10 protein-coding genes and 1 pseudogene are annotated in these 10,816 nt (G+C 73.1%); 7 read left to right on the top strand and 4 right to left on the bottom strand.

Going from position 1 to position 10,816, the window contains the following annotated elements; genetic code table 11:
- Positions 1-311 precede the first annotated feature (311 nt).
- The 4 genes from E1211_RS26250 to E1211_RS26235 are packed head-to-tail and all read right to left on the bottom strand — an operon-like array spanning position 312 to position 4,053.
- Positions 312-914 (bottom strand): ATP/GTP-binding protein, encoded by a 603-nt coding sequence (locus tag E1211_RS26250; RefSeq protein WP_132351924.1) that lies wholly within the window; start codon positions 912-914, stop codon positions 312-314.
- On the bottom strand, positions 895-1,281 hold the full coding sequence (locus tag E1211_RS26245; RefSeq protein ID WP_132351922.1) for a DUF742 domain-containing protein: 387 nt from the start codon (positions 1,279-1,281) through the stop codon (positions 895-897). Before E1211_RS26245 ends, E1211_RS26250 begins: the two co-directional genes overlap by 20 nt.
- A complete protein-coding gene (locus E1211_RS26240; RefSeq protein ID WP_132351920.1) occupies positions 1,271-1,693 on the bottom strand; it encodes a roadblock/LC7 domain-containing protein in 423 nt (140 codons plus the stop codon). The genes E1211_RS26245 and E1211_RS26240 overlap by 11 nt, the downstream gene beginning before the upstream one ends.
- Positions 1,693-4,053: a nitrate- and nitrite sensing domain-containing protein gene (locus E1211_RS26235; RefSeq protein ID WP_132351918.1), complete on the bottom strand. Its 2,361-nt coding sequence runs from the start codon at positions 4,051-4,053 to the stop codon at positions 1,693-1,695. Before E1211_RS26235 ends, E1211_RS26240 begins: the two co-directional genes overlap by 1 nt.
- A gap of 522 nt (positions 4,054-4,575) precedes the next feature.
- On the opposite strand from E1211_RS26235, the gene E1211_RS26230 reads away from it, so the two are divergent.
- From E1211_RS26230 to E1211_RS33550, 7 genes and pseudogenes are all read left to right on the top strand, one after another.
- Positions 4,576-5,289 carry a hypothetical protein gene (locus E1211_RS26230; protein ID WP_243709704.1) on the top strand — a complete coding sequence of 238 codons (714 nt, stop codon included), beginning with the start codon at positions 4,576-4,578 and terminating at the stop codon, positions 5,287-5,289.
- Between the two features lie 12 nt (positions 5,290-5,301).
- Positions 5,302-6,342 (top strand): hypothetical protein, encoded by a 1,041-nt coding sequence (locus E1211_RS26225; RefSeq protein ID WP_132351916.1) that lies wholly within the window; start codon positions 5,302-5,304, stop codon positions 6,340-6,342.
- A 157-nt stretch (positions 6,343-6,499) separates the two neighbouring features.
- Complete coding sequence (locus E1211_RS26220; protein ID WP_132351914.1) at positions 6,500-8,158, top strand: sodium:solute symporter family protein; 1,659 nt, start codon at positions 6,500-6,502, stop codon at positions 8,156-8,158.
- Between the two features lie 16 nt (positions 8,159-8,174).
- Positions 8,175-8,525 (top strand): hypothetical protein, encoded by a 351-nt coding sequence (locus tag E1211_RS26215; RefSeq protein WP_132351912.1) that lies wholly within the window; start codon positions 8,175-8,177, stop codon positions 8,523-8,525.
- Positions 8,526-8,628: 103 nt separating this feature from the next.
- The gene (locus E1211_RS26210; RefSeq protein ID WP_132351910.1) at positions 8,629-9,012 is read left to right on the top strand and encodes a hypothetical protein; all 384 of its coding nucleotides are present in this window, start codon (positions 8,629-8,631) and stop codon (positions 9,010-9,012) included.
- Between the two features lie 325 nt (positions 9,013-9,337).
- A complete protein-coding gene (locus tag E1211_RS26205) occupies positions 9,338-10,681 on the top strand; it encodes a hypothetical protein (RefSeq protein ID WP_132351908.1) in 1,344 nt (447 codons plus the stop codon).
- Positions 10,665-10,816 (top strand): annotated as a pseudogene (locus tag E1211_RS33550) (class F sortase); the annotation flags it as partial. The gene E1211_RS26205 and the pseudogene E1211_RS33550, both read left to right, overlap by 17 nt.

The raw sequence follows: 10,816 nt of genomic DNA, 5'->3' as shown, positions 1-10,816 counted from the left end.
GGTGGCGGGCGAGGAACGACGGGGAGGGGGTCGGCCCGACGGTGTCGAGCAGTGTCAACACGCCGGACGCCGGATCGCGGCGGGCCGCCATGATCCCGGTTCCGCGCCCGCCGCTCTCCGTCGTGTAGCACCCGATGTGGACGAGCTCACCCCGACCGTTCACCTGATCCGCCCTCCGCCGACGCCTGCGTCAGATCCAACCAGAGACTTTCCCCGTCGCCGCCCGGTCAGCCATCCGAGGGCGCCTTTTCACCGGGTCGCCGGCCGCCGCGGCTCGGGCAGCAGGGGCGGCGGTGGGGCGGGGCCACCGCTCAGGCCACCGGCACCGGCTCACCCCGCTGCCGGGCGACGTGCTCGACCAGGCCGATCAGCACCAGCTTGCCGGACTGCCGGTCCCGCGCGTCGCAGAGCATCACCGGCACCTCCGGGTCGAGGTCCAGCGCCCGACGTACGGTCGCCAGGTCGTACTCGCGGGCACCGTCGAAGCAGTTCACCCCCACCACGAACGGGATGCCCCGCTGCTCGAAGTAGTCGATCGAGGGGAAGCAGTCGGCGAGGCGACGGGTGTCGGCCAGCACCACCGCGCCGAGCGCCCCGAAGGCCAACTCGTCCCAGAGGAACCAGAAACGGTCCTGCCCCGGGGTGCCGAAGAGGTAGAGCTGGAGGTCGTCGTTGATGGTGATCCGGCCGAAGTCCATCGCGACAGTGGTGGTGGACTTCCCCTCCACGCCGGAGATGTCGTCGGTCTCGGCCCCGGCGCCGGTCAGGATCTCCTCGGTCTGCAGGGGCCGGACCTCGCTCAAGGCGCTCACCAGCGTCGTCTTGCCGGCGCCGAACCCACCGGCGACGAGGATCTTCAGCGCCAGGGGGACCCAGGCCCCGGTGCCCGTCCGGTCACAGCGCACGGAGTCCACTGACCACCGCCTTGAGGATGTCGTCGTCGGGGATGGAGGACGCGGAGAGCGGCTCGTGCACCGCGATCAGGCCGCGCGCGAGCAGGTCACCGAGGAGCACCCGGACGACGCCGACCGCGAGGTCCAGCTCGGCCGCCAGCTCCGCCACCGGCACCGGCCGGTGGGTCAGCTCGACGAGTCGCCGGTGCTCCGGCGCGAGCCGCGGGTCGGCCGCGTTCGCGTGCGGCCTCGCCAGGATGAACGCGACCAGGTCGAACCCGTCTGCGGCGGAACGGACCCGGCCGCCGGTGAGGGTGTAGGGGCGGACGACCGGGCCCGCGTCGTCGTCCAGCCACTCCGGGTGTGGCCCGGGCGGCTCAGTCAGCATCGACCGCACCCGTGGACGGCCGGGCCGGGGCGGTCAGGTACTCACCGACCCGGATGACCAGCATCGCCATCTCGTACGCCACCAGGCCCATGTCCGCGTCCGCGTCGCTCACGACGGCGAGGCAGGCGCCCTGCCCGGCGGCGGTGACGAAGAGGTACGCCGACTCCATCTCCACCACGGTCTGCCGTACCGGCCCGCCGTCGACGTGCCGGCTCGCACCACGGGCCAGGCTGGCGAATCCGGCGGCCAGTGCGCACAGGTGCTCGGCGTCGTCCCGGTCCAGCTCGGCGGTGGAGCCGAGGAGCAGCCCGTCCGCCGACAGCACCACCGCCTCGCGGGCGGCCGGCACCCGTTGCACCAGCTCGTCGAGCAGCCAGTCGAGATCGGCGCTCTGCTTCGTCGATTGCTGCACTAGGCGTCCCTCTCAGTCTCGGTCGGTTCTCCGCCGGCCGCCCGTGTGTCGGACGGCGGGGCCGGGTGGGGGCTGGTGCGCGGCGCCGGGCCGGTCGACGCGGCGGCACGGCCACGGGCCGTGCCCGCCTGCAACGCCGCCATCACCCGGCGCGCCTCCTCGGGCGGGCGCGGCGAAGGTGTGCCGTCGGCGGGGTGCGCGGACCGGGCGGGGGGCCGCCGGCGGACCCGCCGGGGCAGGCCGTCCACGTCGGCCGGAGTGGTCTCTCCGGCGGCCGTCGGAGGCTGCGCCTCGACGAGTCGGGACGGCGCGGGCGGGGTGAGCCCCTGCACCGCCGTACCGGGGCCGGCGGTCGCCGGTGCCGGTGCCGGGGCGCGTCGACCCGTGGCCGCCCGCGGTCGGGGCGCCGCCCGACCTCGGGCGGCGGTCAGGCGGCGGTCCGGCATCCGGCCGACGACGTCCCCCACACCCGGGGCCGGCTCGTCGGTGATCAGCTCCGCCGGAACGAGCACCACGGCCGTGATCCCGCCCGCCTCCGACCTGCCCAGGTTGACCCGGACGGCGTGCCGCGCGGCCAGCCGCGCCACCACGAAGAGACCGAGCCGGGCGCTCTCGGCGGGATCGAACTCGGGCGAGCGGGAGAGCCGCCGGCCTGCCTCCTCCAGGGCGGCGTCCGACATGCCCAGCCCTTGATCGGTGACCTCCAGGGCGTACCCGTTGGCCACCCGCTGACCGCTGACGCTGACCCGGGTGTCCGGCGGGGAGAAGGCGGTGGCGTTCTCGATCAGCTCGGCGAGCAGGTGGATCACGTCGCCGACCGCCCGCCCGAGCACCCCGGCCGGTTGCACGTCGACGATCTCCACCCGGTCGTACGCCTCGACCTCCGAGATCGCGCCGCGGACGAGGTCCACGACGGCGACCGGGTTGCGCCAACCCCGTCCCGGGGCGGCGCCGGCCAGGATGACCAGATCCTCGGCGTGCCGGCGCAGCCGGGTGGCGATGTGGTCCACCTGGAACAGCTCGGCCAGCGCGTCCGGGTCCTCGGTGCCCCGCTCCATCCGGTCGAGCAGGGCGAGCTGCCGGTGCACCAGGCTCTGGCTGCGCCGGGCGATGTTCAGGAAGACCTCGTTGAGGCCGCGCCGCAGAGTGACCTCGTCGACCGCCGCCCGGATCGCGGTGCGCTGCACCTCGTTGAAGGCCCGGCCGACCTGGCCGATCTCGTCGTCGCCGTGCTCCAGCGGAGGGGCCTCGCGGGTCACGTCGACCTGCTCGCCCCGCCGCAGCCGGGCCACCACCTCGGGCAGCCGCTGCTCGGCGAGTTCCAGGGCCGCGGTCCGTACGCCGCTGAGCCGGCGGGCCAGCGTCCGGCCGACCCGCACCGCGACCAGCACCGAGGCGACGACGGCGACCAGCCCGAGGACTCCGGCGACGGCGAGCCGGACGAGGATCCGAACCGCGGTCGGCACCGACCGGTCCGCGAGCCCGTCGGCCGCGTCCAACTCGTACTCCCGCAGCTGCTGCTGCACCTCGTCGTAGCTGGCCTGCCAGCCGGCCGGGTCGACCGGCGGCGCCGTCCGGGGGTCCCCGGCGACCAGGCGGTCCTGCATCACCCGCAGCCGCGCGAAGGCCGCCTGCTCGGTCAGCCGCTGGTAGGCGGCCCGTTCGGCGGCGGGCAGGTCGGCCACCGCGTCCTCGGTGAGGAAGCGTTGGTTGCCGATGATCTGCACCAGCCGGGCGTGCTCCCCCTCGGCGTACCGCCCCTCGGTCACCACACCGCTGAGCAGGGCGTCGGCCTGCGCGAGCAGTTCCCGGGAGCGGCCGAGCCCGGTCAGCGCGCGGGACTCCCGGTTGAGGTCCGGCTCGGGCAGCGTCGCGGTGGCGGCGAACGCCTGGAACGCCGAGCCGATCATCCCGTTGTAGAGGCCGAAGGCGCCGGCCCGGTCCAGCTTCCGCCGGTCGATGAAGCCCCGCCCGGCGGGGAGCGCGTCCAGGGCGGTGACCAGCTGGTCGATGCGCGCCTGCAGCGACGCGTCGGCGGCGTCCCGCAGCTCCTCGCCCGCGACCCGGCGGCGCAGCTCGGCGAGCGCCCGGTCGGTCCGCTCCCGCTGCTCGGCGAGGGCGGGCAGCGGCCGGGCGCCGGCCAGTTGCTCGACGGTGAGCCGGCGCTCCCGTTGCAGCTCGGCGACGACCGCGTCACCGGGACGGCCCAGGTCGTAGCGGAACGTGCGGGCGGCGAGCAGGTCGAGCGCCGGTCCGAAGGTGAGCGTGGTCGCGAAGATCCAGAGTGCCAGCAGCGCGGTCACCGGCACGACGACCAGCGCCGTCAGCTTCGAGCGGATCGGCCAGTCGCGCGTTCTCATCGGACCTCGCCCGGGCGGTGTGGCAGGAGGGGCGCCGGCGACGGCCGGGGCAGCGCTCCCACCGGGGAGCCTCCCGGCAGCTGGCACCGGGCACCGGCAGAGCGCCTTGGGCAGGATACGTAATCGCGGCAAGATGCACTACCGCCCGTTGCGGTCACCACAACGCTCCGATGTGGAGCGGAATGGGAACACGTGCCGACCGGGTGATGACCGGCGAGCGCGCCGCGCCGCGCGAGCGGTGTCGACCACGACGCGACCGAGCCCGCTCGACCCCTGTCGCCGCCGGTGACCGGGGTCGAGCCACGCCCGGAGGTCCCCGTGACCCCCCACCGAGCCGATCACGTGTACGCACCACGTCCGGGGCACGGCCGTGAACCGGCCACCCCGCGGGTCGGAAACCGGACAAGGCGCGCAGCGACGACGTTCCGGCGCGGCGAGGCGGAGGGATCGCCCAGGAAAGTACGGCGGATCGGGATTGGCGATCGGTGAGGCGAGGGAATACCGGGTGACGAAGGAGGAGCCATGTCGCCCACGCAGATAATCGTCATCGTCGTCGCCGTACTGGTGGTCGTGGCGCTGGCCGTCGCCGCCCGCTCGCTGGCGCGCCGACGGTCGTTGCGCAACCGGTTCGGCCCGGAGTACGACCGGGTGGTCGCCGAACGCAACAGCCGCGCCGACGCGGAGCGGGAGCTGCGCGAGCGGGAACGCCGCCACTCGGAACTGGCGCTCACCCCGCTCGCCCCGGAGGCCCGGGCCCGGTACGCGGCCGCCTGGGAGGAGCTCCAGGCCCGCTTCATCGACTCCCCGGCCGACACCGTCGGCGACGCGGACGAGCTGGTCACCCGGCTGATCGCCGAGCGCGGGTATCCCACCGGTGACTTCTCCGACCAGATCGCCCATCTCTCCGTCGAGCACGCCCGCACGCTGACCCACTATCGGGACGCGCACGAGATCCACCTGCGCAACAGCCGGGGCGAGGCCGACACCGAGCAGCTGCGGCAGGCCGTCGTGCACTACCGCGCGCTCTTCGCCGACCTGCTCGGAGAGGAGCCGGTGCGCCCCCGGCTGCCCGAACAGCGCCGGCCGGAGGAGGACCACGCCGGGCCCCACGCCTCGGATGGAGATCACCCGGAGCCGCGCGAGTCGGAGGAGGCACGCCCCGGGCCCCGCGCGCCGGAGGCAGAGCTCCCGGACCAGCGCCGGCCGGAGCCGGCCCGCAAGGCCACCAACCGCTGAGGAGGCACCGCGATGCGCCAGGACAAGCAGCAGGTGAGCAACGACCACCCCGAGGCCGTCCGGTCCGCCCCGGTACCCGTGCCGCCCGCCGGCGACAGTGGTGGGCGGACGGAGGTGCCGGAGGACGCGCTGGACGACCGGGGGACGTTCGACGACCCGACGGTGGCCGACGACGGCGCCCGAACCGGCCGCACCGACGCCGACGACGACACCCGGGTCGCCCGGACGGCGCAGCGGGACGCCGGTGAGGGCGGCTTCCACGAGCCGGGGCCGGTGCCGACCGCCCTCGGCGCCCCCACGGTGGCCGGTGCCGTGGCCGCGTCCGCCCTCGCCAGCCCACGTCCGGAGGACGAGCCGGACGCCCGGGAGGAGCGGACCGCCCGGCCGGGCGACGGCGCCGAGGAGGGCACCCGCGAGGGCCCGCGCGCCGATCCGACCGCCGAACTGCACCGCAGGGGCACCTCCGTCACCGCGTCGGCCGCCTCCACAGCGGTCCGGACGGACCCGTCGGCTCCGCGTACCGTCGTGCCACCCGGCGCGGTCGAGGGCGGTCCGGAGCGTCGGGCGGACCTGACCGCGCCCGGTGGCGACCCCGACGCGGGGGCGGTCGACATGGCCGGCTACGGCAGCCCGGTCCCCGGGGCGGTCGATCCGGACGCGGTCTCGCCCGATGCCGATCCGGCCGCCGCGGGCCGCGGAGCTCCGGGCTCGGCCCCGGCCGGCCGCTCCGGCACGCTCGCCTCGGCGGGTACCGCCCGTCCGGCCGGCTCCACCGTGGCCGCCGAGCCGGCGAGCCTCTTCGACTCGCTGACCGCGCAGGGGTTCCGCGACCGCTGGCGGGACGTCCAGCTGCGCTTCGTGGACGACCCGCGGGCCGCGGCCGGCCACGCCGAGGCGCTCGTCGAGGAGGCCATCGAGGCGCTCTCCGCCGCGCTGGCGGCGCAGAAGAGCAGCCTCGGCAGTTGGCAGGGGGACGGCTCCGCGGACACCGAGGAGCTGCGGATGGCGGTTCGCCGCTACCGGGATTTCCTGGACCGCGTGCTCGGTCGCTGACCGTCCACGAGAGGGCCCCGGCCACCGGCCGGGGCCCTCTCGTCTCCGTGGCCGGACGATCGCCCGGCACGGAACCTGCGCGTCAGGCGTGGATTCCGGCGGCCCCGGGTAGTAGGCCGCCCGCGAGACGCGACCGGCGGGACGAGAGGTGACGCGGATGGACGGCGGCGGACTTCGGCTGGACATGAACGCCTTGGACTACATCCTCCTGGCGCTCTACTTCATCACGGTGCTCGGCGTCGGCTTCGCCGCCCGCCGGGCGATCCGCACGAGTGTCGACTTCTTCCTCTCCGGCCGGTCACTGCCCGCCTGGGTGACCGGCCTCGCCTTCGTCTCCGCCAACCTCGGGGCGCTGGAGATCATCGGGATGGCCGCCAACGGTGCCCAGTACGGCGTGATGACGGTTCACTACTACTGGATCGGCGCCGTGCCGGCGATGGTCTTCCTCGGCATCGTGATGATGCCCTTCTACTACGGCTCCAAGGTCCGCAGCGTCCCCGAGTACCTGCGGCTGCGGTTCAACCGCCCGACCCACCTGCTGAACGCGATCAGCTTCGCGGTCGCCCAGGTGCTGATCGCCGGGGTGAACCTCTACGCGCTGGCGCTGGTCATGCAGGCGCTGCTCGGCTGGCCGCTCTGGGTGGCCATCATCGTCGGCGCGGCGATCGTGCTGGCCTACATCACCATCGGCGGTCTCTCCGGCGCGATCTACAACGAGGTGCTCCAGTTCTTCGTGATCCTGGCCGGTCTGATCCCGGTCACCGTGATCGGCCTGGTGAAGGTGGGCGGTGTCTCCGGCCTGATGGACGCGGTCCGCGACTCGAAGCTCGGTGAGGCGGGGCTGCACGCCTGGCAGGAGACCGGCAGCTCGGCCAACCCGCTCGGGGCGCACTGGCTCGGCATCGTCTTCGGACTCGGTTTCGTACTCTCGTTCGGCTACTGGACGACCAACTTCGCCGAGGTGCAGCGCGCGCTGTCGGCGAAGAACATGAGCGCGGCAAGGCGTACGCCGATCATCGCCGCGTACCCGAAGCTGCTGATCCCGGTCGTCACGGTGATCCCCGGTCTGATCGCGCTGGTGACCGTCAAGGGCCTGGGCGCGTCGAGCGGTGACCTGCAGTACAACAACGCGATCCCGCTGTTGATGCGGGACCTGCTCCCCAACGGCGTGCTGGGGGTGGCGGTCACCGGCCTGCTCGCCTCGTTCATGGCCGGCATGGCGGCGAACGTGAGCGGCTTCAACACCGTCTTCACGTACGACATCTGGCAGGCGTACGTCCGCCGCGACCGGCCGGACGAGTACTACCTGCGGGTCGGCCGGTACGCCACCATCGCGGCCGTCGTGATCGGCATCGGCACGGCCTTCATCGCGGCCGGGTTCAGCAACATCATGAACTACATCCAGGCCCTCTTCTCGGTGTTCAACGCCCCGCTCTTCGGCACCTTCATCATCGGCATGTTCTGGAAGCGGATGACCGCGCTGGCCGGCTTCTGGTCGCTGCTCTCCGGCACCGTGGTGGCGGTCGGGACCTACCTGCTGTACCGGGGCGGAGTGATCCACTTCAACTCCGACCTGGAGGAGAGCTTCTGGGGCGCGGGCCTCGCCTTCGGCACGGTGGCCCTGGTCGCCGCGATCCTGACCCCGCTGACCAGGCCGAAGCGCGACGAGGACCTGCGCGGGCTGGTCTACGGCACGGGCGGCGTCGACCTGAAGGGGGACGTGCTGGCCGGTGACGCCGCCTGGTACCGCTCTCCCCTGCTGCTCGGCGTGATCGTCCTGGTGCTCGCCGTCGTCCTCTACATCCCGGTCTTCTAGGAAAGGTGTTGGCGCCATGGAGAACCGCAGCGAGCCGGCCCGGGAACCGCTGGCCGACGGGGGCGAGGCGGAGCAGCGCCGCTCGGCCGCCGCACGCCTGTTCGACATCCGCCGGGTGATCGGTGGGCTCTTCGCCGTGTACGGAGTGGTCGTCACCCTGATGGGCGTCTTCGACGGTCAGGCCGAGATCGACAAGGCGCAGGGCGTCCGGATCAACCTCTGGGCCGGCCTCGTGATGCTCGCCTTCGGCCTGCTGATGCTGCTCTGGCAGTGGCTCCGCCCCGCCGAGCCGCCGGCCCCGGAGGGCCGGGAGCGGGTGGCCGACCGGTCGGACGACGGTGGGCCCGGCCCCGCGACTCCTCGCTGAGCGGCGCGATCACCCGGCGGACCGGGCATGACGGGCCGCCCGTGGGGTACGCGATCGGATCAGGCAAGACGTGAGAGGCGCCTCGGGACAGGAGGGCAGCAGCATGAGCGATCGTGACCGCCAACCGCCGCTGGAGGAGAGCCCGGAGATGGCCGCGGCGGTGGACGACGACAGCACCGTCCCGCAGCTCCGGACGGGCGGCGGTGCGGACCGGGACAACCCGTCCTTCGCCCAGCCGGGGGACCCCACCGGGCCGGGTGCCTCGACCGAGGATCTGCTCGGTGACCCGTACGCGGCGGGCACCGGAGCGACCGGAACCGGCACCGGTGCAGGTGGGGACAACATCCGGACCGGCGGCGAACAGCCGTGGGATCCCGAGGACCTGGTGATGGCCCGCGGGCAGGACCTCACGCCGGAGAATCTCGAACGGGCCCGCCGAGACCTCGACGAGCTGGGCCAGGCCGCCGTGGAGCGCACCGTGCCCTGATAGTCCCGGCACTCCAGGACGAGGCCCCTGCCCGACCGTGTCCGCGGTCGGGCAGGGGCCTCGTCGTGCGCCCGCACCGCCACCGAGCTGGCCAAACCACCCACGCCTGCCCAAGCCGGGGGGACAGCGCAGGCACGGACAGCGCGGCACCAACACGTCCGAGCGACGCCGAGAGGAGCGAAAGCCGCGTACCACCCGTGTAGGGCTTACGCCGTAGGAACGTAGAAACACGAATCTTTCCCTTTATAAGTCATGAAACGGTCTAACGTCAGTCTCAGCTCGGGTGCGCCGAGTTCAGGACGACAGGGATGGAGTGACGCAGGTCATGGCTAAGAAGATGCTCGGGAAGGTCGTCGCGGGCGCCGCCCTCGGTGGGGCGTCCCTCCTGGTGTTCACCCCCGGGGTCGCGCTCGCGGACGGGCACCACGACGGCAAGGACCGGGACGGGAAGGTCCTGGCCAAGCCGCACGTCGTGAAGGCTGGCGAAGAGGTCAAGCTCCTCGAAATCTGCTCCGAGAAGCAGGAGCACGCCTTCGTGTGGTCGAAGGTCACCGGCAAGGTCGACCTCAAGCCCGTGAAGGACGACCGGGGTGAGGACCGGGGCGACTGGCGCGGCGAGGACGACAAGGGCAAGGACGAGCACGGCAAGGACGACAAGGGCAAGGACGAGCACGGCAAGGACCACAACGGCAAGGACGAGCACGGCAAGGACCACAACGGCAAGGACGAGCACGGCAAGGACCACAACGGCAAGGACGAGCACGGCAAGGACGACAAGGGCAAGGACGAGCACGGCAAGGACGACAACGGCCGTGAGCACGAGGGCAGCGAGAACGGCGGCGACTGGCAGAACGGGCAGCCGTCGGCGAACGGTGGCCAGGGCGGCGGCGCGGCGGACGCGGCCGCCGACGACCACAAGAAGGAAGAGGACCGCAAGCACGAGGACCGCAAGGACGAAGAGAACAAGCACGAGGACCGCAAGGACGAGGACCGCAAGGACGAGGGCAACAAGCACGAGGACGGCAAGGACTGGAACGGCTACGAGCACGGCCAGGACGCCGCGGGCCGCGAGGAGCACGGCGAGAACGGCGACAAGAAGGACGAGGAGTCCCGCAACCACGAGGAGAACGGCTCGTGGGAGAACGGCTCCGGCTCGTACGGCTCGGAGGAGAACGGGTCGGAGTACGGCTCGGACTCGAAGAAGGACGAGGAGTCCCGCGGCCACGAGGAGAACGGCTCGTGGGAGAACGGCGGCAGCGAGAACGGCTGGAACGGCGAGGAGTCCGGCGACAGCGAGAACGGCTGGAACGGCGAGGAGTCCGGCGACTACGGCCGCGAGGACGACCGCGAGGGTGAGCACGGCCGAGAGGACGACCGCAAGGGTGACCACGACCGCGAGGGCGGCTGGGAGCACAAGCGTGACTTCGTCTACTACGGCGAAGCCAAGGTCGACAAGGACGCCAAGCCTGGCCGCTACGAGCTGAAGGGCTCCTGCGGCGAGGGCGAACTGGTCGTCCTGCCGCGCGGTGGGGTCGACGGCGGTGACGGCGGCGCGGCCGGCGGCACCGACATGAACCTGGCCGCGGGTGGTGCGGGCCTGCTCGGCGCCGCCGCCCTGGGCGGGATCGTGCTGATGCGTCGTCGGCGGACCGATGAGTCGGTCGCCTGACGCGACGGCGACAAGGGCCGGCGGCCGTCACGGGAAACCGTGGCGTGCCGCCGGCACCGTTGTCGTCGTCCTGCTCGCCATGGCCGGCTCGGGGATGATCGGCGCCTCCTTCAAAGGCGCTCCCGCGACCCGCCC

Origin of the sequence: Micromonospora sp. 15K316 (assembly GCF_004348525.1) — a bacterium.
Classification (GTDB): Bacteria; Actinomycetota; Actinomycetes; order Mycobacteriales; family Micromonosporaceae; genus Micromonospora.
Note: the sequence above shows the minus strand (reverse complement) of the source record. Positions and strands in the feature narration are given on the sequence as shown.

Coding starts and splice junctions, on each gene's coding strand:
- E1211_RS26245 (WP_132351922.1), bottom strand. CDS start 1,281: ATGCTGACTGAGCCGCCCGGGCCACACCCGGAGTGGCTGGACGACGAC.
- E1211_RS26235 (WP_132351918.1), bottom strand. CDS start 4,053: ATGAGAACGCGCGACTGGCCGATCCGCTCGAAGCTGACGGCGCTGGTC.
- E1211_RS26230 (WP_243709704.1), top strand. CDS start 4,576: ATGTCGCCCACGCAGATAATCGTCATCGTCGTCGCCGTACTGGTGGTC.
- E1211_RS26225 (WP_132351916.1), top strand. CDS start 5,302: ATGCGCCAGGACAAGCAGCAGGTGAGCAACGACCACCCCGAGGCCGTC.
- E1211_RS26220 (WP_132351914.1), top strand. CDS start 6,500: ATGGACGGCGGCGGACTTCGGCTGGACATGAACGCCTTGGACTACATC.
- E1211_RS26215 (WP_132351912.1), top strand. CDS start 8,175: ATGGAGAACCGCAGCGAGCCGGCCCGGGAACCGCTGGCCGACGGGGGC.
- E1211_RS26210 (WP_132351910.1), top strand. CDS start 8,629: ATGAGCGATCGTGACCGCCAACCGCCGCTGGAGGAGAGCCCGGAGATG.
- E1211_RS26205 (WP_132351908.1), top strand. CDS start 9,338: ATGGCTAAGAAGATGCTCGGGAAGGTCGTCGCGGGCGCCGCCCTCGGT.